25 protein-coding genes and 1 pseudogene are annotated in these 24,399 nt (G+C 61.0%); 11 read left to right on the forward strand and 15 right to left on the reverse strand.

Going from position 1 to position 24,399, the window contains the following annotated elements:
- Positions 1–6 precede the first annotated feature (6 nt).
- Entirely contained in the window at positions 7–936 is a 930-nt protein-coding gene (locus tag OC534_RS03860; protein ID WP_235645427.1) for an NADP-dependent oxidoreductase, read from the reverse strand.
- A gap of 557 nt (positions 937–1,493) precedes the next feature.
- On the opposite strand from OC534_RS03860, the gene cls reads away from it, so the two are divergent.
- From cls to OC534_RS03875, 3 genes are read left to right on the forward strand one after another with little or no spacing between them, the layout of a single operon-like run.
- A complete protein-coding gene (cls, locus tag OC534_RS03865) occupies positions 1,494–2,939 on the forward strand; it encodes a cardiolipin synthase (protein WP_235645428.1) in 1,446 nt (481 codons plus the stop codon).
- A gap of 29 nt (positions 2,940–2,968) precedes the next feature.
- Positions 2,969–3,514 (forward strand): DUF488 domain-containing protein, encoded by a 546-nt coding sequence (locus OC534_RS03870; protein WP_235645429.1) that lies wholly within the window; start codon positions 2,969–2,971, stop codon positions 3,512–3,514.
- Entirely contained in the window at positions 3,511–4,113 is a 603-nt protein-coding gene (locus OC534_RS03875) for a DNA-3-methyladenine glycosylase (protein WP_082746429.1), read from the forward strand. Before OC534_RS03870 ends, OC534_RS03875 begins: the two co-directional genes overlap by 4 nt.
- Positions 4,114–4,126: 13 nt before the next feature.
- On the opposite strand, the gene OC534_RS03880 is transcribed toward OC534_RS03875, so the two are convergent.
- From OC534_RS03880 to clpB, 7 genes are all read right to left on the reverse strand, one after another.
- Entirely contained in the window at positions 4,127–4,519 is a 393-nt protein-coding gene (locus OC534_RS03880) for a hypothetical protein (protein ID WP_136004710.1), read from the reverse strand.
- A 71-nt stretch (positions 4,520–4,590) separates the two neighbouring features.
- Positions 4,591–4,800 carry a DUF2945 domain-containing protein gene (locus OC534_RS03885; protein ID WP_062165813.1) on the reverse strand — a complete coding sequence of 70 codons (210 nt, stop codon included), beginning with the start codon at positions 4,798–4,800 and terminating at the stop codon, positions 4,591–4,593.
- A gap of 29 nt (positions 4,801–4,829) precedes the next feature.
- Positions 4,830–5,477 (reverse strand): DUF1345 domain-containing protein, encoded by a 648-nt coding sequence (locus OC534_RS03890; protein ID WP_235645430.1) that lies wholly within the window; start codon positions 5,475–5,477, stop codon positions 4,830–4,832.
- 258 nt (positions 5,478–5,735) lie between these two features.
- Positions 5,736–6,239, reverse strand: a complete 504-nt coding sequence (locus OC534_RS03895; protein ID WP_235645431.1) for a hypothetical protein — start codon at positions 6,237–6,239, stop codon at positions 5,736–5,738.
- Between the two features lie 44 nt (positions 6,240–6,283).
- Positions 6,284–6,967: an HAD family hydrolase gene (locus OC534_RS03900; protein ID WP_262071394.1), complete on the reverse strand. Its 684-nt coding sequence runs from the start codon at positions 6,965–6,967 to the stop codon at positions 6,284–6,286.
- 57 nt (positions 6,968–7,024) lie between these two features.
- Positions 7,025–8,935, reverse strand: coding sequence for a molecular chaperone DnaK (dnaK, locus tag OC534_RS03905; protein WP_062171279.1), 1,911 nt, complete (start codon positions 8,933–8,935; stop codon positions 7,025–7,027).
- A gap of 104 nt (positions 8,936–9,039) precedes the next feature.
- Positions 9,040–11,634 carry an ATP-dependent chaperone ClpB gene (gene clpB, locus OC534_RS03910; RefSeq protein WP_262071395.1) on the reverse strand — a complete coding sequence of 865 codons (2,595 nt, stop codon included), beginning with the start codon at positions 11,632–11,634 and terminating at the stop codon, positions 9,040–9,042.
- Between the two features lie 267 nt (positions 11,635–11,901).
- On the opposite strand from clpB, the gene OC534_RS03915 reads away from it, so the two are divergent.
- The 5 genes from OC534_RS03915 to OC534_RS03935 all read left to right on the forward strand — a co-directional run bounded on the left by OC534_RS03915 (position 11,902) and on the right by OC534_RS03935 (position 16,740).
- Positions 11,902–12,297, forward strand: a complete 396-nt coding sequence (locus OC534_RS03915) for a DoxX family protein (protein WP_062165824.1) — start codon at positions 11,902–11,904, stop codon at positions 12,295–12,297.
- Positions 12,298–12,347: 50 nt separating this feature from the next.
- Complete coding sequence (locus tag OC534_RS03920; RefSeq protein ID WP_062165826.1) at positions 12,348–12,839, forward strand: redoxin domain-containing protein; 492 nt, start codon at positions 12,348–12,350, stop codon at positions 12,837–12,839.
- A gap of 26 nt (positions 12,840–12,865) precedes the next feature.
- On the forward strand, positions 12,866–13,402 hold the full coding sequence (locus OC534_RS03925) for a thioredoxin domain-containing protein (protein ID WP_062165828.1): 537 nt from the start codon (positions 12,866–12,868) through the stop codon (positions 13,400–13,402).
- Positions 13,386–14,021: an FUSC family protein gene (locus OC534_RS03930; protein WP_262071396.1), complete on the forward strand. Its 636-nt coding sequence runs from the start codon at positions 13,386–13,388 to the stop codon at positions 14,019–14,021. The genes OC534_RS03925 and OC534_RS03930 overlap by 17 nt, the downstream gene beginning before the upstream one ends.
- Before the next feature lie 316 nt (positions 14,022–14,337).
- Positions 14,338–16,740, forward strand: a complete 2,403-nt coding sequence (locus OC534_RS03935) for a membrane-bound PQQ-dependent dehydrogenase, glucose/quinate/shikimate family (protein ID WP_246864002.1) — start codon at positions 14,338–14,340, stop codon at positions 16,738–16,740.
- 144 nt (positions 16,741–16,884) lie between these two features.
- On the opposite strand, the gene OC534_RS03940 is transcribed toward OC534_RS03935, so the two are convergent.
- Positions 16,885–17,337 carry a DUF2501 domain-containing protein gene (locus OC534_RS03940; RefSeq protein ID WP_065867995.1) on the reverse strand — a complete coding sequence of 151 codons (453 nt, stop codon included), beginning with the start codon at positions 17,335–17,337 and terminating at the stop codon, positions 16,885–16,887.
- Between the two features lie 318 nt (positions 17,338–17,655).
- On the opposite strand from OC534_RS03940, the gene OC534_RS03945 reads away from it, so the two are divergent.
- Positions 17,656–18,147, forward strand: a complete 492-nt coding sequence (locus tag OC534_RS03945) for a hypothetical protein (protein WP_136004723.1) — start codon at positions 17,656–17,658, stop codon at positions 18,145–18,147.
- Between the two features lie 30 nt (positions 18,148–18,177).
- Positions 18,178–19,083, forward strand: a complete 906-nt coding sequence (locus OC534_RS03950; protein ID WP_262071397.1) for an IS3 family transposase — start codon at positions 18,178–18,180, stop codon at positions 19,081–19,083.
- 22 nt (positions 19,084–19,105) lie between these two features.
- Here OC534_RS03950 and OC534_RS03955 read toward each other — a convergent pair.
- A pseudogene (locus tag OC534_RS03955) lies at positions 19,106–19,524 on the reverse strand (transposase); the annotation flags it as partial.
- 130 nt (positions 19,525–19,654) lie between these two features.
- On the opposite strand from OC534_RS03955, the gene OC534_RS03960 reads away from it, so the two are divergent.
- Complete coding sequence (locus OC534_RS03960) at positions 19,655–19,855, forward strand: hypothetical protein (protein WP_210433870.1); 201 nt, start codon at positions 19,655–19,657, stop codon at positions 19,853–19,855.
- A 20-nt stretch (positions 19,856–19,875) separates the two neighbouring features.
- On the opposite strand, the gene OC534_RS03965 is transcribed toward OC534_RS03960, so the two are convergent.
- The 5 genes from OC534_RS03965 to OC534_RS03985 are packed head-to-tail and all read right to left on the reverse strand — an operon-like array spanning position 19,876 to position 24,214.
- Positions 19,876–20,178 (reverse strand): chaperone modulator CbpM, encoded by a 303-nt coding sequence (locus tag OC534_RS03965; RefSeq protein ID WP_136004727.1) that lies wholly within the window; start codon positions 20,176–20,178, stop codon positions 19,876–19,878.
- The gene (locus OC534_RS03970; protein WP_136004729.1) at positions 20,175–21,080 is read right to left on the reverse strand and encodes a J domain-containing protein; all 906 of its coding nucleotides are present in this window, start codon (positions 21,078–21,080) and stop codon (positions 20,175–20,177) included. The genes OC534_RS03965 and OC534_RS03970 overlap by 4 nt, the downstream gene beginning before the upstream one ends.
- 49 nt (positions 21,081–21,129) lie before the next feature.
- Positions 21,130–21,765: an ATP-binding protein gene (locus tag OC534_RS03975; protein ID WP_262071399.1), complete on the reverse strand. Its 636-nt coding sequence runs from the start codon at positions 21,763–21,765 to the stop codon at positions 21,130–21,132.
- Positions 21,766–21,794: 29 nt separating this feature from the next.
- The gene (locus OC534_RS03980; RefSeq protein ID WP_262071400.1) at positions 21,795–22,538 is read right to left on the reverse strand and encodes a cation transporter; all 744 of its coding nucleotides are present in this window, start codon (positions 22,536–22,538) and stop codon (positions 21,795–21,797) included.
- Between the two features lie 44 nt (positions 22,539–22,582).
- On the reverse strand, positions 22,583–24,214 hold the full coding sequence (locus OC534_RS03985) for an OFA family MFS transporter (protein ID WP_262071401.1): 1,632 nt from the start codon (positions 24,212–24,214) through the stop codon (positions 22,583–22,585).
- Positions 24,215–24,399: the final 185 nt, after the last annotated feature.

The following is a 24,399-nucleotide window of genomic DNA, read 5'->3' on the forward strand; positions in this document are numbered from 1 at the left end:
CAGTGGTCAGACAACCTTTAGCATCACCTTGCCGAGCGCGTGTCCCTGTTCGACTAAGGCCAGCGCGTCGGCAGCCGAAACAAGCGGAAAGACCTGCTCAACATGTGGTCTTACTTTACCAGAGGCAACAAGGGCGGCGATATCGGCAAGCTCATCACCGTCCGCTTCGACCGTGAACCGCAGTGCGCGCACGCCATATCTTTCCGCCATCTCCAGCGACGGTGCGCTTCGGGTCGAAACGAGAACGTCGCCTTTCTTAAGCAGACCCCACGATTGCTCGCGGGTTTCGCCGTCGATGAGGTCAAGCACCATGTCCAGGTTCGAAGCCTGGTCCTGGACGCGCTGGCTTCTGTAGTCGATCACAACATCGGCACCTAGTGCGCGCGCAAATTCGACGTTTGCGGTCGAGACCGTCGTCAGCACGCGGGCACCTCTCGCCTTCGCAAACTGGATAGCGAAATGACCTACTCCGCCAGATCCCCCCTGGATCAGCACCGACTGTCCTGCTTTAAGACGGCCATAACGGAACAAGCCCTGCCAAGCAGTCTGCCCTGCAAGCGGGATGGCGGCCGCGTGAACATGGTCGAGCCCGGCGGGCTTCGCCGAAAGGGCGCGTTGCTCTACGGCGATTTGCTGAGAGTAACCACCGCCGTGAATATCGACAATGCCGAATACCTCGTCGCCTACCTTGAAGCGAGTGGACTGGGCGCCGCAGGCCGCGACGACCCCAGAAATATCTCGGCCAGGCGTGTAGGGAAGACGGTCGTCCCTGACGCCCGGATACAGGCCTGAGCGGATCTTAAAGTCGATCGGGTTAATGCTCGCGGCGTGCACCGATACCAGCACTTGCCCCGCATCTGGCTGCGAAGTTTCGAGTTTTTCGATCTTCAGGACATCATTGCCGCCAAAGCGATGGAAACGTACCATCGTGCTCATAGCCTTCTGCCCGGCTTTCGCGCTACCTGTTCAGGGGAGCCAGAGATCACAATGCGACCGCCGGGATCGTGGCGACCGGCTCCCCACAGCAAGTGGCGGGGATACCACAGAGTCGGACTGCTCCCTTCCTTGAACAGGCGTTGGCACGAACTGCACCGCGATGATCATCATGTCGCGGCCCTAAAGCTCCTCTCCAAAGAACTGAAAGTACTTCAAGGACGTACTAGTAGGTGAGTAAAGGACAATTCGCCCCTCTCCCTCTCCGGCCAAGGGAGGCAGTCTCGAAGATCTACAGCTTCGCATCCGACAACGGGCGGCATGTGTGGCGGGGAACCGTCCATTGGTGAGGCAGAACTGGTGGTGGGCCTGTCAAGCATCCTGTGTCGCCACCTAGGACGCAAGGTTCCAATCGTCTGATCACACTCGAGCAGCGCTCGCGACCAGATCGGTACTAATCGCGTGACGGGGCCCTAAACCTCCCCTAGACTCACTGGAACATCGAGAAGCTTGGGGGCCCGATGTCACTTGCTTTGAGTTGGACGCACCATCCACTGAGCATGGCGCTCTCCCTGGCCTTGTTCGCCCTGCATCTTTTCGTGGCCGCGCGGGCCCTCACCCGCCCTGGGCGCACACCCGCTTCGCGGGCAGCCTGGGTGGCGGTCATCATGGCGGTGCCCACCCTGGGACTGATCGGCTACCTCTTCCTCGGCGAAACGAGTATCGGCCGCGCACGAGTGCGTCGCCTGCATGAGGCCGAACGCACGCTGGCCAAACCAGAAGGATCGGCGGCCCTTCTGGTCCCATCCGCAGGTGAACTGTCTCAGCTCTGCACGGCCATTAACGGACTCCCCGCCGTCGGCGGCAATCGTATCGAGTTGCTCGGCGATCCAGATGCGACTCCGGCCCAGCCCATGCTCGATTCGGAGGCGGCCATCGCCACGCTCGTCGCCGATATCGCCCAAGCCCGCGATCATGTGCACATCAGCTTCTATATATGGCTGGATGATACCCATGGCGGCCAGGTGGCCGATGCGGTAGCGGCGGCGGCCCAGCGTGGGGTTGCGTGCCGGGTGATGGTCGATGCATTGGGCTCACGCGCCTTTGTCCACGGTCCCCGCTGGCAGCAGCTGCGCCAAGCGGGGGTCCATCTGCTGGCCACACTGGATGACATACCCCGCCTTGGCCACCTAGCTGTAGGCCGGCTGGATCTGCGCAACCACCGCAAGCTCGCAGTCATCGATAACGCCATCGCCTACTGCGGCAGCCAGAACTGCGCCGACCCCCAGTTCAGGGTGCTGGCCCACTATGCGCCATGGGTCGATATCTTCCTGCGCTGCCAAGGCCCGGTGGTGCGGCAAGCGCAATGGCTTTTTCTGAGCACCTGGATCGCCGAGACAGGCGAGCCGCTGGAAGCCCCGCCGGCGGCACAGCCTGAGCCAGCCACCTTCGAGCCCGGCGTCGCCGCCCAGATGTATGGCACTGGGCCTTCCACGCCGGGCAACGCGATGTCCGACGCTTTCGTGGGAGCCCTCTATGCTGCCCAGCGCGAGCTGCTGATTACCACGCCCTACTTCGTGCCGGACGAGGCCCTTCTGCGGGCCCTATGCGCAGCGCCACGACGTGGCGTGAAGACGACGATCGTGTTCCCCAAACGAAATAATTCCTGGCTGGTCGCCTGTGCCTGCCGAAGCACCTATCGCGATCTACTGCAGTCCGGGGTTACCATCTACGAGTATCCGCTGGGGCTTCTGCATACCAAGTCGCTGACCGCAGATGGTGAATTCGCCCTTGTGGGCTCCGCCAACATGGACCGGCGCAGCTTACAGCTGAACTTTGAGAACAATCTTCTCATCATGGATGCAGCCACCACAGCGACCATCAAGCACCGTCAGCTCGGCTATCTCTCCGTCTCATCGGCAGTATCTCTCGATACTGTGAAAGCATGGCCCCTCCATACGCGCCTGCTTCAGAACACAGTGGGCATGATGGCACCGGTCCTCTAACCCCCCCTTTAGCGCCCCTCCTGTTCTGAATGAAGCTTCCCTTCTTTACTATCGGTCATTCCGACCGCAGCCTGGACACCTTCGCCGGACTGCTAAAGCAAGCAGATGTCACCCACGTGGCGGACATCCGAAAAATGCCTAGATCCAGAGCAAATCCTCAGTTCAACGAGGACAGCCTTGTGAACTGGCTGGCAACGCTTGGCATAGGGTATGAACATATCGCAGCGCTAGGCGGCCTACGCGCGAAGACCGTGCAGGTGCCCGCTGATGTGAACGGCTTCTGGATCAACCGTAGCTTCCACAACTACGCCGACTATGCGCTGTCATCGCACTTCAATGACGGGATAACGCACTTGATTGGACAAGGGCGCAAGCAGCGCTGCGTGATGATGTGCGCCGAAGCCGTATGGTGGCGCTGCCATCGCCGCATCGTCGCCGACCATCTCATTGCGCGCGGAGAGGCCGTGTTCCACATCATGAGCGAGAACCGCATCGAGCCGGCCCAACTCACGCCAGGCGCCGTCATCGAATCCGACTTGCGCGTCATCTACCCCGAAGAGAATCAGGGCTTGTGAGTTTTCCAGCCCTCCCCCGCGCCTTCTACCACCGCGACCCACGCATCGTGGCGCCAGAGCTGCTGAACAAGCTCCTGGTGCGCGACGATGGCCGCGTGGGTCGCATTGTCGAAGTGGAGGCTTACTGTGGTCAGGAAGATCCCGCCGCTCATAGCTACCGTGGCCAAACCCGTCGCAATGCCACGATGTTCGGGCCTTGTGGCCATCTCTATGTCTACTTGAACTACGGCATGCATTGGGGTGCAAACGCCGTATGTGGCGAGATTGGCCAGGGCGTTGGCGTGTTAATGCGCGCCATCGAACCTGTCGCCGGCATCGAACTGATGCGCCAAGCACGCCACTACCCGGCCAAGGAGACGGAGATCGGCTCTGGCCCAGGACGATTGACGCAGGCGATGGGCATCACTGGCGATCTGGATGGCGCCGATATCGTCCGCAATGATCGAGGAATCAGCATCGCCTCCGACGGCACGCCCCCACCTGAGGTGCCCGATGTGGGACCCCGAATAGGGATACGGCATGCCGTAGACCAGCCGTGGCGCTGGCATGTCCCTGCTCACCCCCATGTTTCGCACCTGCACCGCAATCGCCAGCGCTAGAGGTTATCTCTTGCTAGACGGGTGGAGCGTAAAGCAACTCCAGCGCTTCGAGCGCAGTGAGCACATAGCCACCGTTGTAGTCCACATCCTCATCAGTAGATAGATCCAGCTGCTTCCATATGCCATTGCGGTCGCCGATCTTGTATTCGTCGATCACACTATTGGCAAGACGACGGATAACACTGAACTGGCTGATATCAAAGTTCAAGCCACCAGAATCAATGAACAAGCCATGTTCGCGCATCGCCGCCGCCATGGGCATTGAGGTCTCAGTGAGGTAGAAGATCAGATCATCCGACTCCAACGGTCGATCTTCGGCCCGCGGGATGATGCCAATGCCACTCACCAACTGCTGTGCATTCGCACGCATATCATGGGTTAGCTTTTCATAAGAAACGGCAGTCATCGCTCTTCTCCTCACCAAAACACACAAAGCAGATCACATCCTAACGCACGATTAGAACCGCCCTGAAAGATCTATACATACTCAAGCGCGCCACCTTTGTGGGCGGCAATATGGTCAGTCTTGTCGCTCTTGATCTCGTATTGCGGATCGTCCTTTGATGCGTGGTGCGTGTAGTTCTTGTAGACGAAATCTTCGGTATGCACGGCAATGATCGTGCCAGATACCTTGCCCGCCTCTGAGTTCCAGCACACATGATCACCCACTTTGAATTTCCTGGTCACTCCCTTGTCCCTCCTACACACTTTGCAAGCTAAGCCAGCGAAACCACGACATTGACGACGGCTGCCAGGAGCACCGTATTGAATGTAAAAGTAACCAACGAATGCAGCAAACTGACCGCTCGGATGCGCGAAGACGAAATGGAAACATCCGCCGTCTGCGCCGCGACGCCAATGATGAATGAGAAGTAGAGAAAATCCCTGGCGCCAGGAGGCTTTCCGCCGGGGAATATCAGGCCGCCGTGGTAGCCATCCGCGCTGTCGGCCTCTTCCTTGTCCGCTTTTCGCCAATACATGTGAGCGTAGTGCCAGGCCATCATCGCGTGGATCGTGGCCCATGCCAGCGGCAATGACGCCAACGTCATCACCAAGGCGATGGCATCGCGATCCTTCTGTCCACTCACGGTTATCACCAGGATCACGGCCAGCGCTGCCGCAGCCAGGGTGATGATCAAGACCAACCATAACGGCTCATCTCGGTGCCCAGCATTTTCTCTCATCCGTTGGGCATCAAAGGAAGGCACCGCAGCGAGGGTGCGCACCAGATAGGCGATGAAGAACACATCCACGCCCACCACCAACGCCAGGTAGGGCACGGCGTAAAGGGCCCAAACCCATGCCAGAAGACCAGCAACGGCGGCGAGGTAGAAGCTAGCTCGGGCATGCGACAGCTTGATCATCACTCACCTTTACTGGCCAACCAAACGAGGTTTTGCCCAGATTGAGATCGCTATCGGCGCGCCCAATCATCGACGGCAGACGCAGTTGACAAAACGAGCACCTGCGTTATGGGTATACCCCCATTCGAAGGTGAAGAACATGAAATCCAATAGTCTGTTAGCGCTTACATGGAAAGAGCGGGCGGCCATCAGTGGGGGCGTGTTGATGCTGCTCGGATATGTATGGCTTGTTCTCTATGGCTGCCAGTATGCGAAGGCTCATCGGCAACCTGCCCCCCTGCAGAACACGTCCCAAAGCGCGCCAATGTCTCCGTCCGCACCGTAGACGACATCCATCGCCCAAATAGCAATTCCTGCCACCGAAAATCCAGTTCCCCACCAGCGTGTTTTTATCTCAGAACACATGGACGTTGCCCAGCCGGCAGCGAGTAACCCGAGCAGGAGCGCGTTCATCTGCGCAGTTGGATCCTGCCCCGGAATCAAGTCGGACAGCGCAAGCACGATACCGATAATGATTGCCACGATCGCAATACTCAACCAGGCCAGGTCCCACGTCGATTTGATACCAAACAGGCGCGCCAATAGCGAGAAGTGATGAGCATCGTGCTTGGAATCTGGCACTTGTTTGACGTAAGAATCTGGCTGCTTTTCGAACTCATCGGGAATGCCATCAAACTCCTCCGATGAATGAACACCGCCAGGGGAAGGTGAGCTGACACTCAGCGCTTCCGAGTCCTCAGGCGGAACTTTCTCTGTATTCATGCCAAACATTCCTTCTGGACAGTGGCGGCTGGATCGCAGACAGGCTAGCTGCGCGCCGCAACCTCATCGATGTGCCGCAACAGATCCGCCGGATCCTCGTAAACACGAAAGGCACCCGCACGCTCGAGCTCTTCTTGCCCATACCCACCCGAGAGCACGCCAACGCCCAACGATCTAGCCCGTTGGGACGCGAGCATGTCCCAGATGCTGTCGCCGATGACCAGGCACTGCGTGATGTCTACCCCGAGCCGCTCCGCCGCGGCAATGAAGAGATCCGGATCTGGTTTGGCATGCCGGACGAGGTCCCGGGTGATGACGGGCACCTGAGCTGGGTCCACGCCCAACGCCGCGATGTTGGGTCCCGCCGTCTCCATGCGGCCACTGGTCGCGATCGCCCACAGAATGGATGCGCCACTGAGGAAGTCCAGCAGCTCGCGCGCCCCGGGAAGAGGGTGCACTGAGCCCTCCCGGGAGAATCGCCCATAGGCTTCGGCGTGATACTGCCGAAGCCTGGCTAGACGCTCCTGCGTGATATCCAAGCCCGTCTCGCGCAGCAGGATATTGGTGAATAGGCCGCCGCTCATCCCGATCTTGCGATGTATCTTCCACACCGGCAGATCAACGCCCTCCCGATCCAGCGCCTCCTTCCATGCCAGCACATGCTGATAGACGCTATCGATCAGGGTTCCATCGAGATCGAAGAGGAATGCGGTTGAGGCTCGCGGCATGGCGGTGGTTTCCCAGGTAGGACGGGTTGGTCTCAGACGGTGCCCAACGTGGGGCGGCTACTCCTTGTCATCCTTGACCTCGGTAAACTCGGCGTCGACTACGTTGGGATCGTGTGCGCCCTCGCCGCTGCCGCCAGCCTCTTGGGTATGTGCGCCGCTTGCCGCCTCCATCAATGGCTGCGCGATGCGCTCGAGGCCTTGCGTCTTGGCCTGGATCTGGGCCTGATCATCCCCCTTCATGGCGGTTTGGAGGTCGGCCAGGGCCGCTTCTACCTCGCCGATCACGCCGCCACCGACCTTGCTTCCATGCTCGTTGACCGCGTTGCGCACGGTATAGATCAACGCATCGGCCTGATTGCGCACCCCTACCAGTTCCTGGAACTTCTTGTCATCGTCCCGGTGCTTCTCCGCATCCTCCACCATCCGCTTGATCTCGGCCTCTGACAGGCCCGAGCCGGCCTTGATCTCCACTTGCTGCTGTTTGCCCGTCTTGTTGTCCTTGGCCGAGACATGCAGGATGCCGTTGGCATCAATGTTGAAGGACACTTCAATCTGGGGCGCACCGCGTGGTGCGGGCTCGATGCCGGTGAGGTCGAACTTGGCCAGAGACTTGTTGAACTGCGCCTGCTCTCGCTCGCCTTGCAACACGTGCACCGTCACCGCCGGCTGGTTGTCTTCGGCGGTGCTGAACGTCTGCGACGCCTTGGCCGGGATTGTGGTGTTCTTTTCGATGATCTTGGTCATCACACCGCCCATGGTCTCGATGCCCAGGCTCAGCGGCGTCACGTCCAGCAACAACACATCCTTGACGTCACCGGCCAGCACGCCGCCTTGGATTGCGGCACCCAGTGCCACGGCCTCATCGGGGTTGACGTCCTTGCGCGGCTGCTTGCCAAAGAAGTCGGACACAGCCTGCTGCACCTTGGGCATGCGTGTCTGACCGCCCACCAGGATCACCTCGGTGATCTCGCTGGTCTTGATGCCGGCATCCTTGAGCGCGATGCGGCACGGTTCGATAGTCTTCTTGACCAGATCCTCCACCAGTGCCTCGAGCTTGGCTCGCGTCAGCTTGACGCTCAGATGTTTAGGGCCTGAGGCGTCAGCCGTGACATACGGCAGATTGACCTCAGTCTGCTGGGCCGAAGAGAGCTCAATCTTGGCGCGCTCGCCGGCGTCCTTGAGCCGTTGGAGGGCCATGGGGTCTTTACGCAGATCGATGCCCTGATCCTTCTGAAACTCATCGATCAGGTAGTCGATGACGCGCTTGTCGAAGTCCTCACCACCCAAGAACGTATCGCCATTGGTGGCCAGCACTTCAAACTGCTTTTCACCATCGACATTGGCGATCTCGATGATGGATACGTCAAACGTGCCGCCACCCAAATCGTAGACCACGATCTTCCTATCGCCGCCTTCCTTGTCCAGTCCATATGCCAAGGCGGCCGCGGTAGGCTCATTGATAATGCGCTTGACGTCGAGCCCCGCGATCTTGCCCGCGTCCTTGGTGGCTTGACGCTGGCTGTCGTTGAAATAGGCCGGCACCGTGATGACGGCTTCGTTGATGGTCTCCCCCAAGAAGGCCTCGGCGGTCTTCTTCATCTTCTCCAGCACGCGGGCTGACACCTCTTGGGGTGCCATCTTCTTGCCCTCGGAGGTGGCAACCCAGGCATCGCCGTTCTCGTGCTCGACGATGCTGTAGGACACCAAGCCGATGTCCTTCTGCACCTCTGCATCCTTGAACTTTCTGCCGATCAGTCGCTTGACGGCATAGAATGTATTTTTGGGGTTGGTCACTGCCTGCCGCTTGGCCGCAGCGCCCACCAACACCTCGCCATCCTTGGTATAGGCCACGATGGAGGGAGTGGTGCGATCGCCCTCGGAATTCTCCAGGACGCGGGCCTTTCCGCCCTCAATGATGGCCACGCATGAGTTGGTGGTGCCCAGGTCAATGCCGATAATCTTGCCCATCTTGATCACCTTTTTCGGTTGAGAAGTAGAAGCAATGCGCCCGGACCCAAACCACTTGTGCGATCCAAGGCACTAACCATCAATGCAGGACGAACTACGCTTACCTAGTTTCGTTTGAAGCCCAATCTTCCGTCCTGCGCGAAGACCTTCACCGTGTCCCCCGGCGTGAAGTCTCCCGACAGGATCTGTTTGGCCAAGGGATTCTCCAACTGGGTCTGGATGGTGCGCTTTAGGGGCCTGGCCCCGTAGATCGGGTCAAAGCCGATGTTGCCCAGCAGGTTCAACGCCGAGTCGTCCAGCTCCAGGTGAATCTGGCGCTCTTCCAGGCGTTTGGCCAGGTAACGAGTCTGGATGCGCGCGATCTCCCGGATCTGTGCCTTGTCCAAGGGATGGAAGACCACGATGTCATCGAGCCGATTGATAAATTCAGGCCGGAAATGGGCTTGGACCACACCCATGACCGCCGCTTTCATCTGCGTGTAGCTCTCGGCACTGTCCGCAGCCCCGCTTGCATCGGACATGTCCTGGATCAGGCTGGACCCCAAGTTGGAGGTCATGACGATGACGGTATTGCGAAAATCCACCGTGCGGCCCTGGCCATCGGTGAGCCGACCGTCGTCCAGTACCTGCAACAGGATATTGAACACATCGGCGTGGGCTTTCTCCACCTCATCTAGCAGGATCAGCGAGTAGGGACGACGACGCACGGCCTCGGTCAGGTAGCCACCTTCCTCGTATCCGACATAGCCAGGTGGTGCGCCAATGAGCCGGGCGACACTGTGCTTCTCCATGAACTCGCTCATATCGATGCGGATCATGGCCTCGCTACTGTCGAACAGGAACTCGGCCAACGCCTTGCAAAGTTCGGTCTTACCAACGCCCGTGGGGCCCAGGAACAGGAACGAACCGCTGGGACGATTGGGGTCACTCAGGCCCGAGCGCGAGCGACGCACCGCATCGGACACCACCTTGATGGCTTCCTCCTGGCCGATGACGCGCTTGCCCAAGGACTGCTCCATCTGCAAGAGCTTCTCGCGCTCGCCTTCAAGCATCTTGGCCACCGGAATGCCGGTCCAGCGCGAAACCACCTCGGCGATCTCCTCAGCTGTGACCCGATCCTGGACCAGCTTGAAGTCCTTCTGCTCAACCTCCTGCGCTGCGCGGAGTTGCTTCTCAAGCTCAGGCAGTTGTCCATATTGGATCTCGCTCATCCGAGCATAATCCTGGTGGCGCTGCGCGGCTTCCAATTCCAACTTGGCTTTCTCGATCTGCTCCTTGACTTTGGTGGCCCCCTGCAAGGCCGCCTTCTCTGACTTCCAGACCTCATCCAGATCCGAAAACTCACGCTCAAGCGAAGCGATGTCGGCGTCCAGGTCCGCCAGGCGCTTCTTGGACTCAGGATCCTTTTCCTTCTTGAGCATCTCACTCTGGACCTTGAGCTGGATCAGACGACGCTCCTTGCGATCCAGTTCTTCTGGCTTTGAGTCGATCTCCATGCGAATGCGAGAGGCCGCTTCGTCCATAAGGTCAATCGCCTTGTCCGGCAACTGCCTATCAGCAATGTAGCGGTGCGAGAGCGTGGCTGCGGCCACAATGGCCGGGTCGGTAATCTCCACGCCATGGTGGACGGCGTATTTCTCCTTCAGACCTCGCAGGATGGCGATCGTGTCTTCCACGGACGGTTCACCCACGAACACCTTCTGGAAACGGCGCTCGAGCGCGGGGTCCTTCTCTACATACTTGCGATACTCATCCAGCGTCGTAGCACCGATGCAATGGAGTTCGCCACGCGCCAGCGCCGGTTTGAGCATGTTGCCCGCATCCATGGAGCCTTCAGCCTTGCCAGCGCCCACCATCGTGTGCAGTTCGTCGATGAACAGAATGACCTGCCCATCGGTCTTGGACAGATCGTTGAGCACGGCCTTGAGCCGCTCCTCGAACTCACCGCGAAACTTTGCTCCGGCAATCAATGCCCCCATGTCCAGCGACAGCACCCGACGGTTCTTCAAGCCTTCGGGCACCTCGCCGTTGACGATACGCTGAGCCAGACCCTCCACGATCGCCGTTTTGCCGACCCCAGGCTCACCAATCAAGACCGGATTGTTCTTTGTGCGGCGCTGGAGGACCTGGATGGTGCGCCGAATCTCCTCATCTCGACCGATAACAGGATCCAGCTTGCCCTCTTCGGCCCGCTTGGTCAGATCGATGGCGTATTTGTCCAGCGCCTCTCGCTGGTCCTCGGCGTGCTCGGAATCCACTTTGTCTCCTCCCCGCAGTTGTTGTATCGCGGCCAGCAACCTTTCTTTGTTCGCACCTGCGTGTCGAAGTGTCCGCCCCGCCTCTCCGGTGTCCTCTGCCGCCGCCAGTAGGAACCATTCGCTGGCGACATAGGTATCGCCACTGTGTTGGGACAGTTTGTCCGCCACGTTGAGAAGACGCGCAAGGTCATTGCCGATGGAGACGTTTGATTGCCCGTTAACGCGCGCGAGCCTATCTATCCCTGCGTCAAGTTGCTCATCCAGATGGGAAACATTCACGCCGGACCTGACCAGCAGGGGCCGCGTCGTGCCTCCGCTCTGATCCACAAGGGCTTTAAGCAGGTGCACAGGCTCGATCAGCGTGTTGTCGTGGCGAGCAGCCAATGCCTGCGCCTCGACCAATGCCTGATGCAGGCGCGAGGTTAGCTTCTCAAGACGCATCTGCTCTCCCTACAGCGCATCAAATCGGCGGACATCAATCCAGCCGACTCATGCCGGATCGAAATGCCGTCGCGGGGGCCAAACTTATCAGTATTTGAACCGCACAATGCTGGACAAGTTGTCCAAATTATCAGAATGTCCGCGTTCAATCCGCGTGAGGGAAGGGTTCTCACTCACCTACCGGAGGCGTAGAGTTGGCCCGGGTAAGCCCTGCAATGCGCGCGGCGGTCGCGACGCACGGGAGCGGCGGCACACGGGGAGGTATATATGATGAACGCAATAGCGTTGCTTGTGGCTCGGCTGTTCTTGGGCGTGCCTTTCATCATCTGGGGCGTCATGAAACTTCATGGGGGTGAGGCTAAGCTCGTGCCCGTCCTTGCCGGCATGGGCTTGCCCGACGCCAGGGTGCTGGCCTACCTGGTGGGTGTTTGCGAACTTGTTGGTGGAATAGCCGTGTGCATTGGCTATCCCGTTCGCACGGTAGGCGTCCTGCTAGGCGTGTGGTGCCTGCTGACGGGCTATGCGGCCCACAGGGGCGATGTGAACCAACTATTGGCTCATGTGGGCATGGCAGGTGGTTTCTTCCTGCTCGCCGCAGTGGGGCCAGGCTCGCTCTCACTATTCGGTGGAACTCCAACAGGTGTCTTCGCCCACCTGCGCTGATAGCTCAGCAAGAATAGCTCAGCAAGAATACTGAATCTATCGAGGAAGCCATGTCCGCCCCAACTCCTGGATCAGATGCCATCCTATCGCCCAACACCCTGGCGCCGGACTTCACGCTCAATGCCACGCCCGACCAGAAATTATCGCTCCATGAGCTACGGGGAAGGCCCGTCGTGTTGGTGTTCTATCCCGCCGACTGGAGCGAAGTCTGCTCGGATGAGCTTACACTCTTCAACCAGGCCCTTTCGCTCATCTCGGAAAGTGGCACCACAACGCTTGGAATCTCTGTAGACAGCGCATGGTGCCACCAAGCCTTCGCCGCCGCGCACAAGCTACGTTTCGATCTACTCTCGGACTTCCATCCCAAAGGCTCTGTGTCGGCGCTCTATGGCGCATATGACGCCGAAAATGGCTATTGCAAGAGAGCCCTGTTCGTCATCGATGCACAAGGTCGCATTACCTGGAGCTACCTTTCGCCAACGGCCATCAACCCTGGCGTTGACGGCGTATTGGACGCGCTCGAATCTCTCAAACACTCCTGACCTCATCCCAGAACAGGATATCCGCCATGTCCACGCTTCGCATTCCTGTAAACACTCGCGATCACGCGCAGGGCCCCCTCGACGCACCCGTCATCCTGGTCGAATACGGCGATTATCAATGCCCGTACTGCGGCGAAGCCTATGAAGGAATCAAAGAACTACAGGCACAGTTCGGCGCAAGCCTGTGTTTCGTATTCCGCAACTTCCCTCTGAGCGATGACCACCCACAAGCCCTGCCCGCAGCCGTCTTTGCTGAGTATGCAGCCACCCATGGCAAGTTCTGGGAAGCACACGATGCCCTTTACGAGAACCAGGACCGTTTAGGCCCTGCGTTCTATGTCGAACTGGCGCGCGAACTCGCACTGGATATAGAAGGCCTGCAGGAAGCGCTCGAAGCCGGACAACTCGCCAGCCGCATTCAAGCCGATCTCAACGGCGGTTTGCGAAGTGGCGTTAACGGCACGCCGAGCTTCTTCATCAATGGCCAGCTATGTCCCATACAAGACGGAGTAGAGGATCTGGCCGGCCCCATCCACGCGATCCTCGATGGCATACAGCGCTAGGGCCACCCTGCTCAACCTGCGCAGCACCTACACCGGCGATTTCCAGTCCTTCGTCAATTCCAGCGTGTCCATCGTGCTGGGGGTGGGCTTCTTCATCGTGATGACCCGGCTGTTCCGCTCGGTCGGTGCCGAACTGAGCGCGCGCCGGCTGGTGCGCCGGGCGTGGACGGTGATCGCCGAGGCGTCGGCCGGGCACGGCGTGCTGGACCGGGACGTGTTCACCGCACGCATGATCGACCTGCTCGGCCAGCTCGCCTCGCGCATGGCCGCCGTATCCAGCGACAGCCACTTGGCCACGGTCGACCTGCTCGACGAAATCCGCGCCGGCCTCAACGTGATCGAATTGCGCCGCGCGCGCCGGGTGCTGCCCGAAACCAATGCCGCCGCGCTGGACCGCCTGCTCGATGCGGTCTGCCGGCATTACCGCGAACAGGCCGCGCATGGCCGCAAGCTGGCGGCGCCGGCCGCGCTGCGCGAGGCGATCGACGCATCGCTGGCGCGCGTGCGCACGCTGCCGCCCGGCACCGGCCGCGACGAGGGCCTGCTCGGCCTGATCGGGCTGCGCCATTTCTTCGCCGCCGGCGAGGCCGAAGCGGCGGAAATCGCGGTCCCCGCCTGAGCGGCGGCCTTCACGCGCCGCCACATTCGGCCGCGCTTTCATGCCGGATGACCGGTTTCACGCTGCACATGGTTCAATCACGCAAGCAAATCCATTCACCACCGCACGTCTGGACGGCATCGTGTCCGTTCGGCAACCATCGCCCGATCGGGAACCTTCATGCCGGATGCATGCACGGTTCCGGATGACGCGCTGGTTACCACCACGCGGATCGCGACGGGCTGCACCGCCGCCGCGTGGCCTCCCCCACCTTTCACTGACCTGATCACGGAGAAACCTCATGGTCGACACTCCCTTGCCGGGACAGGGATCCGCCTTGCGCGCCATCCCCCGGCTGTTGCTCGCCCTCATCGTCCTCGCCACGGGCGTGGCGCTGGCTTATGGCGGCATATCGCTGCTCAAGCTGGGCGGCTCCGCCTATTACCTGATCGCCGGCCTGGCCTACCTGGTGCTGGGCGTGCTGGTGCTGCTGCGCCATCGCCACACGGCCGCGTTCTCGCTGCTGGTGTTCGTTGCCACCGCCGTGTGGGCGCTGCTGGACACGCCGCGCTTCGGCTACTGGGAGCTGCTGCCGCGACTGGTGTTCCCGGCGCTGGTGCTGATGATGACCTTGTGGTCCGGCGCCGCTTATCCGGGCGTGTCGGCCATCACCCGCCGGCTGGGCAACAGCGGTGCGCTGGCCACCTTCGTCGCGCTGCTGGCCACGCTGGTGGCCGCATTCTTCCCGCACGGCACGATCTCCAACCCGGCGGCCATCACCGCCGATCCGGCCGCCGCCAAGGCCTCTGCGGCCAACCCGGGTGACTGGGAGTTCTTCGGCCGCAATGCCGCCGGCACGCGCTTTGCGCCGTTCGAGCAGATCACCCCGGCCAACGTCAACCAGCTGCAGGTGGCGTGGACCTATCGAACCGGCCGCCGCACCGTGTCCGAACCGGGCGCGGCGGCGGGCGTGGACGAAAACACCCCGCTGCAGATCGGCACCTCGCTGTATTCGTGCACGCCCGAGAACCTGGTGACCGCGATCGACGCCGATACCGGCAAGGCGATCTGGAAGTTCGATCCCAAGGCGCACACCGCCGAGCACGTGACCTGCCGCGGCGTGGGCTATTACGACATCGACAAGGACGCCAGCCTCGACGCCGCGCAGAAGGCCGCGTACACCGGGCAGACCTGCCGCCGCCGCATCCTGGTATCCACCGTCGATGCGCGCCTGTTCGCGCTGGATGCCGCCACCGGCGCACAGTGCCCGGGCTTCGGCCAGAACGGCGTCGTGGACCTGAAGCCGCACATGGGCCCGGTGGAGAACAGCAAGCGCTACCACCCGACCTCGATCCCGGTGGTGATGGGCCACCTGGCCGTGATCGGCGGCTGGGTGCGCGACATCATGGAAGGCGAGCCTTCCGGCGTGGTGCGCGCCTACGACGTGCGCGACGGCTCGGAAGCCTGGGCCTGGGACGTGGGCAAGCCCGACGAGCTGGCCAAGCCCGGCGAGGACTACACGCTGGCCACGCCGAACGTGTGGACCATCCCGACCTACGACCACGAGCTGAACCTGGTCTACCTGCCCACCGGCAACGGCCCGCCCGATTACTGGGGTGGCAGCCGCAACCCGGCCAAGGAGAAGAACGGCTCGGCGGTGATCGCGCTGGATGCTTCCACCGGCAAGGTGCGCTGGGTGCGCCAGCTGATCCACCACGACGTGTGGGATTACGACCTGCCCTCGCAGCCGGTGCTGCATGACGTGACCGATGCGCAGGGCCGCAAGGTGCCGGCGCTGATCCAGACCACCAAGACCGGCCACATCTTCGTGATCGACCGCCGCACCGGCGAGTTCGTCACGCCGGTGGAAGAACGCCCGGTCCCGACCACCCCGCACGCGCAGGGCGACACCCTGTCGCCGACCCAGCCGTTCTCGGTGGGCATGCCGATCATCGGCGCCGATACCCTCACCGAGCGCTCGATGTGGGGCATCAGCCCGTTCGACCAGCTGTACTGCCGCATCAAGTTCAAGGACTCCAACTACCAGGGCGCCTTCACCCCGCCCAGCGAGAAGCCCTACATCGAGTGGCCCAGCCTGCTGGGCGGCATGAACTGGGGCGGCATCTCGATCGACGAATCGCGCAACCTGATGTTCGTCAACGACATGCGCATGGCGCTGCGGATGCAGCTGATCACCCGCGAGGACGCCAAGAAGTTCAAGGTGTCCACCGACGAAGTGCCCGGCTTCATGGGCACCATCCGTCCGCAGCTGGCCGGCCCCTACGGCGGCGTGAAGATCGACATCCTGCAGTCGCCGCTGGGCGTGCCCTGCGTGGACCCGCCGTTCGGCACGATGAGCGCCATCGACCTGACCACCAAGAAGCTGGTGTGGCAGGTGCCGCTGGGCACCGTGAAAGACACCGGCCCGCTGGGCATCAAGACCCACCTGTCGATGCCGATCGGCATGCCGACCCTGGGCGGCCCCACCTCCACCGCTTCGGGCCTGGTGTTCTTCGCCGGCACGCAGGACTACTACCTGCGCGCGCTGGACGCGGCCACCGGCAAGGAAGTGTGGAAGGCCCGCCTGCCCGTGGGCGCCGTGGCCGCGCCACTGGTATACGTCTCGCCGAAGACCGGCAAGCAGTACGTGGTGATCTCCGCCGGCGGCACCAGCCATTCGCCGGACGTGGGCGACTACGTGATCGCCTATGCGCTGCCGGACAGCATGACGAAGAAGTAAGCCGCACCGGCCGGGCGGCCGATGCCGTCCGGCCGATCACGCCGCCGCCCATCGCGGCGGCGGTGCAAACGGAAAGGCCCGGCAATTGCCGGGCCTTTTCTTCATCCGGGAAAACAGCACTGCGGCCGATGCCGGCGCCAGCCTTCAGATCAGCTTGCCGGCGTTGTCGAGCACGTAATCGCAGCCCTTGTCCTTGAGCTTGTCCGAGACCGCATCCAAGTTGAAGGACTGCCCGCCGTCGCCCTGCAGGATGCCCTGCAGGCCACTCTTGTAGCCGCTGTCCTGCTGCGCCTTCTTCTCGGTGCCCAGCCCGTATCTGGACAGCAGCTTGTCCTTCACCGAGGCCACCGCGTTGCCGCTCAGGTATTTGCGCTTCACGCAGTACTCCAGCACGCCGGCCGCGTTGCCCGCGGTCTTGCCGCTGATGCCCGGCAAGGCCAACCCGCCCAGTCCCCCCAGCGACGACACGCCCTCGCTCGATTGCGCGGACGACTCGCTGCCGCCCAGCGACTTCTTCAGGCTCTTGAGGTCCACGGCCGAGGCCGACCCGGCCACGGCCAGCAGGCCGACGGCGATGACGAAACGACGCAGGTTCATGGAGTGATTCTCCCGTTGACGTGGCGGGCCGGACGGCCCGATGCAGGGCCGATCATAGCCGCACCATCACCGGTGGCCTGTCGAGGCGGGCGGCGGCATGCGGGGAGAAGATGCTGCGCACGGCCGACATGCCCGCCATGCCGGTCACGGCGTGACCCGGGCATGTAAACCGCGCCTTAGCGCCTGCGGAAAATCGCGTCGATCTTGCCACTGCCGGCAACCGGCACCGACGCGCCTGCCGTACGATGTCGCCACCCCGTCGGCCGCGCTGCGCACGTTCCACATGAAGGCTCACCTCCCCGCAGAAGCCGTGCCGGCATGAGCCACGCATCGCTGCGCACCTCGCCCCGGGCCCGCACCCGGAGCGAGCGGCTGCAATCGTGGGTGGCGGCCTTGGTCAGCGCCTTGCTGCACCTGCTGCTGTTGCTTCTGCTGTTGTCGTCTTCGGTACCCACCGTGTCCGACCCCGACGGCGCCGCCGGCGGCAGCCGGATGAAGGTGGATTTCGTCGGCGACGCCTCGCCCCAGCCGGTGCAGAGCAAGCAGCCCGCATCGCCTTCGGCCCGCCACGCCAAGGCCAGCACGCCGGTGCAGACCACGCTGGTGCAGCATGCCGAGCATCCGCCGCCGCCGCATGCCGAACCCACGCGGACGCATCACCCCGAAGTGCGGCAAGCCACGCAGGCCGCACAGACCCCGGCGCAAACCCCGTCACAGGCCGTCGCAAGCCTGCCGCCCAGCGCCGACCGCCATCCGGAAACCTGGACCGGGCGGCCGTGGAGTTACCAGCATCTTGTGGACAGGGTCTAGCATCCACGCGATCAGCGGGAGGCAAGCATCATGTCTTCGAAGAAGGTTCCGAGCCGGACACGGCGGGTTTATCAGTTCATTGAGTCGCATCGGAATGAGTTCAGCATTCAGATGATGTGTCGGCTTCTCGGTGTAGCTCGTGCCGGCTACTACGCCTGGCTCGATCATCCGATGTCCGAGCGAGCACTGGAGGATGCGCGCTTGCTGCGTCTCATCCGTGCTTCATTCACAGCCAGTCACGGGATCTATGGCGCCCCCCGGGTATTCCTGGATCTGCGCGAACGAGGTGAGACCTGCAGCAAGCACAGGGTTGCTCGACTCATGCGCGAGAACGGCCTGCACGCGCTCCACGGCTACCGCATACGTCATATCCCGGTTGCCAAGCCACACGTGCTGATCCCCAACGTTTTGCAACGTCAATTCACGGTATCCAAGCCCAATGAGGCGTGGGTGACGGACATCACCTACATCCGTACTTGGCAGGGATGGCTCTACTTGGCCGTCGTCGTAGATCTGTTCTCGCGTAAGGTCGTGGGTTGGGCTGTGAAGCCGACGATTCATCGAGAGCTGGTCCTGGAAGCGGTATTGAAGGCTGTTCGTTCTCGGCGACCCCGCAAGACCCTGATTCATTCGGATCAGGGAACACAGTATGGGAGCGATGCATGGCGGCGCTTCTGCAAGGCCAACCATCTTGAGCCCAGCATGAGCAGGCGTGCGAACTGCTGGGACAATGCCGTCGCTGAATCCTTCTTCGGAAGTCTGAAGAAGGAGCGGATCAAGAAGCGCATCTACGCGGATCGCCAAGCGGCTGCTCTGGACGTGTCCGAGTACATCGAAGGCTTCTACAATCCGATCCGTCGACACAGCCATCTCGGCGGCGTCAGTCCCATCGAGTTCGAGGCGGCACATCGGCCTCGCCGCTCAGGTCTCCACTAAATCCTGGTAACTCCACCGGCCAGCCCGCCTGCCGAAGTTTGAGGTGAATCATCCCCACGCCGTATCTTTTGTGCCGGATGGCCAGCGCATGGATCTGTTCGCGCAGCTCGACGTTCCGATCGGGCCGGGGTTGGTAGCGCAACGCACTGGCGCTCATCCGGGCCACCACCAAGGCCCGCCGCTCACTGAGACCGCGATCGATCATCTCCCGCACTAGTGCCCTACGCACCGGTGCGGTCACGGCTTTTTTCGCAGCACGTCCTTGATGACGTCGTTCTCGAACATCTGCTCGGCAAGCAGCTTCTTCAGCCGGGTGTTCTCCGCCTCCAGCTCCTTGAGCCGCTTGGCATCGGACACGCTCATGCCGCCGAACTTGCTGCGCCACAGGTAGTACGAGGCTTCGCTGAAGCCATGTCGGCGGCATAAGTCCTTGACCGCCATGCCGGCGTCGGCTTCACGCAGGAAGCCGATGATCTGTTCTTCGGAAAAGCGCTTCTTCACGTCCAATCTCCTGGTCAGGTGGGATTGGACTCCAATTCGCCGTGCTACTCAAAACCGGGGGGACGTCGACGTGGCACTGACCAATCTCATCCTGCAGAACCTGATCAGAAAACTCTTGGAACGAGGCGCCTTGTCCGAACAAGACACCCGTAGCCTGCTCTTGATGTCAGCCGAAAATATCGACCTCGTGGGCGATGAACTCACTCGTCCGGCGGCGCAGGCCATCGTTCAATCCCATCTACTGCCGGCTATTCTCCAGCGACGGGCTTAGGCACCATGGAGTCAGAAGACTCAGGACACGGAGTCCTCGTTCGACGCGCCTGATGATCCCAGCTCATGCTGAATCGACCTGAGCACCCTGCGCAGCGCGTGGATCTGATCGACCAAATGCAACGCCACCTCGATACCCGCATCGTTCACACCGAAGTCTGCACTAAGATCCCGAACGAAGTAGACCCTGGCCACATCCACCGCTGTCAGGTGAACACCCACTTCGGTCTTTGACGGACTGACCCACTCGTTCTCAATCCAATGTTGCAGGACTTCACGTTTGATGCCGGAATTGGATAGGAACACTTCGATATCAATGTTCATTGCTTGCTCTCCTGGCGTGGGTCGAAGGAACGCCCAGCCTCCCACGCGGCTACAAAGTCTTTCAGAGCAGGATCAACTGGCCTCGGCAGTGCGATCCGCAGCTTGACGAACTCATCTCCCCTGCCCCCTCCGCGGATTGGCATCCCATGGCCCTTCAACCGCATCTTCACACTTCCGTCTGAACCCGATGGAACCGTCACCTCGAGCCTGCCAGTGGGCGTCGGCACGCGAACTTTCCCACCAAGCACGGCTTCGCTGAGTGATATCGGAATCTCAATGGTCAGATCATCACCATCGCGCGTGAAGCGAGCATCTGGCCTGACTTCGAGCTCAATCAGCGCATCGCCCGCCCTGCCTTTGCCGGCGCCCGGTGCGCCTTTGCCCCTCAATCTTATGGCCTGTCCGTCCACCACACCGGCCGGGACGACGACGTCCAACGTGTCGCCTGTGGGCAAGGTCAAACGCTTCTTTCCGCCCTCGATGGCCTCAGACAGGTCAATGGACAAGCGGTAGTGGAGATCCTGTCCGGGGCGGTTGGCTCGAGCCTGTGCGCTTCGCCGCAGCAGGTCGGCGAACGGATCATCGCCTTGCATGAAGTCCGCATAGGCATCACCACCACCGTATCCATACGCCTGCTCGGAATCGGCATAGTCACGGTAATAGTTATGCCGCGGCCTTTCGGCGCCGGTCTCATCGATCTCCCCCGCATCAAATCGCGCTCGCTTCTCAGGATCGCTGAGCAAGCGGTAGGCATTGTTAACGTCCTTGAATGTCTCCTCAGCCGCCTTATCGCCAGGATTCAAATCGGGATGCAGCTTCCTGGCCAGCCGACGATAGGCCTTCTTGATCTGATCAAGGGAGGCGTTGGCCTCGACGCCAAGCACTTGGTATGGATTGCTCAAAACCTGATCTCCACAGACGTGTTCACTTCAGATGCCCGATAGAGGGCAATCAAGGGACGCTTTCGGGCAGCCAGAGGGTAAAGGTTGCCCCTTTTCCAACGCCACTTGTAACGGTGAGTGTGCCCGCCTGCCTGACAGCCAGCATCTGACTGATGGACAAGCCAAGCCCCGTCCCCTCCTGCTGCTTGGTCGAAACGAAGGGGTCAAAGATGCGGTCGAGCATATCTGCCGCAATACCCGCTCGGGTGTCCGCAACCTGGATGGCCACTCCCGCATCGCCCGTGGCGCTCTCTGCATCCACCGTCCGGAGCACCAATTCTCCGCCTTTGGGCATGGCATGAATGGCATTGACGATGAGATTGACCAGAATCTGCTGGACCTCACTCTTGTTCACCGATACCAATCTCGTGGCAGAGAACTGCTTCTCCACCACGATCAACGTCTTTCTGAGAATATGCTGGACCACCGGCAGCGTATCCAATACAACTTCCGAAGCATCCTGCTGATCCAAGTGCCCGGCATACTCCGCCGGCTTTGAGAACTGCAAGAGTTTTGTCACGATTGTGCTGATTCGGTGTATCTGTTCGTCCAGTAGCTTGAGCTCGACATCCGCCGTATCGGCCTGACTTCCCAGCAGGTCACGCACGACCTCCAAGTTGCCCTGCATCACAGGGTTGAAGGTCAAGCTTGTATCTATTCCAGGCATTGTTGAACTCAGTTTTCGGCATCGCCAAACCGATGGCGAACGGCTGATTGGAATTGGTGCAGGGTCTGCGGCTTCACGAAAAGGGCGATCACATCGGGATGCATGACTTTCACCCTGTTCTCAATGGAGGACACACAAGACTCCACTTGGGCCACTGTCAGGGTGGGAGCGAACTCAATACTTAGCGCTACCAGGGATTGGTTGGGGGATAGCTGCGCGGTCAGCGCACTGTTGGCCGAACGCACGCCGGGCTGTTGGGCGGCGATTCGGCATATCGCCTTAACCAGCGCTGGCGGCGCCCGCTCTCCAATCAGCAAGCTTTTGCTCTCCATGGCTAGCAATCCCGCAATAATGGACAGCCCCAGCACGACATAGGTGACGCGAATGTTCTCTACGGGATCAGGCTCCATGACATGGCGCACGCCCTGATAGATCGAAACACCCGCCCCAACCGAGAAGAGCAACAAGGCGACAATGAAGCTCCAAAAATAGAGCTCACGCCCATACCCCAGCGGGTGGATCAGGTTGGGCCGCTTCTCCGATTGACGATACCCATAGAGAAGAAGCACTTCATTGCCAGTATCCACGATGGAGTGGATGGCCTCACTGAGCATGGCCGAACTGCCCGTGACCACCGCTGCGACGATCTTGGTGATCGCCACAGCGAGGTTCCCAGCTAACGCGGCATACACCGTCCGCCTGGAAGCGCCATGCCCCTTGGGAGCGTCAGGATGGGTTGCAGGCAAGGTCATGAGGAGGACTCAGGCAATGTGCTGCCATTGTGCCAGTGGCATAGTCAGCTCAGCAATGCAGTTGCCTTCTCGATGGTCTCAAACACGCCCCAACTGATGGGAATGCCCACGGCAATCCAAGCAAGGGCTAGCCTTCCATGGACAGGGTGAACGGATTCGCCCCCAACCAAACCCAGCGCCTTAGGGGCCGCGCTCTTGCTCCCACGCTCTTCTGATGAAGCGCCCATATGGAAGCGCTTGTTCACCGGCCTGATCAGCAAGTTCAGCAAGAAGCCGGCCACAAGAAGTCCCGCCAATGTCCAGTAAATGGGCTGATACACATCTCCGCCTTGGGCCCCAGCAGCAATGCGCGCATCTCGAATCGAAGTGACGAGATAAGGCCCCACAATGCCTGCGGTGGACCAAGCCGTAAGCAGGCGTCCGTGGATGGCGCCCACAAACCGGGTGCCAAACGTATCGGCCAAGTAGGCCGGAACGGTGGCAAAGCCCCCGCCATACATCGAGGCACAGATGCAGAACACCAGGATATACAAGGCGATGGGGCCACCCACCAGCGCCGGTGCCGCCACGCCATAGAGCAGCGCTCCCAGGCCCGTCATGACGGCATAGGAAAGCTTGCGACCCAGCTTGTCCGAGGAACTGGCCCACAGGAACCGACCGCCGATACTGAACAGACTGATGACCCCTACAAAACCGGCACCGATCGCGCCGGCAGCCACACGCTCGGCATCACCGAACTCGGAAAAGGCCATATTCGGCAAAGCAATCAGCTTTCCACCAAAGATCTCCTGAAGCATGGGTGAGGCCATGCCAATGATCCCGATGGAAGCGGAGACATTCAGGAATAGCACAAGCCAGATCAGCCAGAACTGAGGGGTGCGATGCGCGTCCTTGAGGTGCACGTCAAACTGGCTGCTGGCCACCGTCGCCGGCGGCGTCCACCCGGCTGGTGCCCAACCGGGCGCAGGGATTCGATAGCCTAGTGCGCCCGCCATGGTGAAGGCGAAATACAGCACAGCCAGGACCAACAGCGTTTGCCAAACGCCCACCTGCGAAGCAGTGGCGAATCTTTCCATGAGGATCGTAGCCAAAGGACTACCGATCATCGCCCCACCGCCGAAGCCCATGATGGCCATACCTGTCGCCATGCCTCGGCGATCCGGAAACCATTTGATAAGCGTTGAAACTGGCGAGATGTAGCCAAGGCCAAGTCCGATACCACCGATCAGGCCCGTGCCCAACCACAGGAGCCAGAGTTGATGGAGGTAGACGCCAAGCGCTCCCAGGAGCAGTCCACCTGACCAGCAGCAGGAAGCGACCACGCCCGCCTTGCGTGGCCCCACGCGCTCTAGCCACCCGCCCCATAGCGCGGCCGCCGCACCCAGCACCACGAAGAAGATCGAATACGTCCACACCAAGTCACTCACTCGCCAATCGCATGTGGTGGTCGTAAGCGCATCGACAAGCGTCATGTCATGGCACGTAGCGGGCTCTGATATCCCGATGGCCCTGGACAGAGGCAACCAGAAGACACTGAATCCATAGGCCATGCCGATGCACAAATGCATCGCCAGCGCACAAGGCGGAACCAGCCATCGGTTAAACCCAGGTCGCGCAACACTGCGGGACTTGTCCAGAAACCCTACTGTGGCCCCACTGTTGGCTGCCTTCTCCATACATCTCCTCCCAAAGATTGCTGGTATCGACATTGGCCCACGATGGAGTGGGCCTGCGCGCCAGGATGTTGTTGGCCCGCAAGACGCTACCACCGCGTTAGAGACATAATGTCCGGACCGGACGGACAGAATGTCCAATCGCGAAACCTGCTTCCGCGGCTCTGTTAGAGGGAGGGTTTACGACC

The organism is Stenotrophomonas sp. Marseille-Q5258, from assembly GCF_946900935.1.
Lineage (GTDB): Bacteria > Pseudomonadota > Gammaproteobacteria > Xanthomonadales > Xanthomonadaceae > Stenotrophomonas > Stenotrophomonas nematodicola.

Excerpts from the sequence above, each read along its gene's own strand:
- dnaK (WP_062171279.1), bottom strand. The coding sequence starts at position 8,935 with ATGGGCAAGATTATCGGCATTGACCTGGGCACCACCAACTCATGCGTG.
- OC534_RS03940 (WP_065867995.1), bottom strand. The coding sequence starts at position 17,337 with ATGAACCTGCGTCGTTTCGTCATCGCCGTCGGCCTGCTGGCCGTGGCC.
- OC534_RS03880 (WP_136004710.1), bottom strand. The coding sequence starts at position 4,519 with ATGACTGCCGTTTCTTATGAAAAGCTAACCCATGATATGCGTGCGAAT.
- OC534_RS03950 (WP_262071397.1), top strand. The coding sequence starts at position 18,178 with ATGTCTTCGAAGAAGGTTCCGAGCCGGACACGGCGGGTTTATCAGTTC.
- OC534_RS03945 (WP_136004723.1), top strand. The coding sequence starts at position 17,656 with ATGAGCCACGCATCGCTGCGCACCTCGCCCCGGGCCCGCACCCGGAGC.
- OC534_RS03930 (WP_262071396.1), top strand. The coding sequence starts at position 13,386 with ATGGCATACAGCGCTAGGGCCACCCTGCTCAACCTGCGCAGCACCTAC.
- clpB (WP_262071395.1), bottom strand. The coding sequence starts at position 11,634 with ATGCGTCTTGAGAAGCTAACCTCGCGCCTGCATCAGGCATTGGTCGAG.
- OC534_RS03915 (WP_062165824.1), top strand. The coding sequence starts at position 11,902 with ATGATGAACGCAATAGCGTTGCTTGTGGCTCGGCTGTTCTTGGGCGTG.
- OC534_RS03965 (WP_136004727.1), bottom strand. The coding sequence starts at position 20,178 with ATGAACATTGATATCGAAGTGTTCCTATCCAATTCCGGCATCAAACGT.
- OC534_RS03860 (WP_235645427.1), bottom strand. The coding sequence starts at position 936 with ATGAGCACGATGGTACGTTTCCATCGCTTTGGCGGCAATGATGTCCTG.
- cls (WP_235645428.1), top strand. The coding sequence starts at position 1,494 with ATGGCGCTCTCCCTGGCCTTGTTCGCCCTGCATCTTTTCGTGGCCGCG.
- OC534_RS03925 (WP_062165828.1), top strand. The coding sequence starts at position 12,866 with ATGTCCACGCTTCGCATTCCTGTAAACACTCGCGATCACGCGCAGGGC.
- OC534_RS03920 (WP_062165826.1), top strand. The coding sequence starts at position 12,348 with ATGTCCGCCCCAACTCCTGGATCAGATGCCATCCTATCGCCCAACACC.
- OC534_RS03870 (WP_235645429.1), top strand. The coding sequence starts at position 2,969 with ATGAAGCTTCCCTTCTTTACTATCGGTCATTCCGACCGCAGCCTGGAC.
- OC534_RS03890 (WP_235645430.1), bottom strand. The coding sequence starts at position 5,477 with ATGATCAAGCTGTCGCATGCCCGAGCTAGCTTCTACCTCGCCGCCGTT.
- OC534_RS03895 (WP_235645431.1), bottom strand. The coding sequence starts at position 6,239 with ATGAATACAGAGAAAGTTCCGCCTGAGGACTCGGAAGCGCTGAGTGTC.
- OC534_RS03900 (WP_262071394.1), bottom strand. The coding sequence starts at position 6,967 with ATGCCGCGAGCCTCAACCGCATTCCTCTTCGATCTCGATGGAACCCTG.
- OC534_RS03980 (WP_262071400.1), bottom strand. The coding sequence starts at position 22,538 with ATGACCTTGCCTGCAACCCATCCTGACGCTCCCAAGGGGCATGGCGCT.
- OC534_RS03985 (WP_262071401.1), bottom strand. The coding sequence starts at position 24,214 with ATGGAGAAGGCAGCCAACAGTGGGGCCACAGTAGGGTTTCTGGACAAG.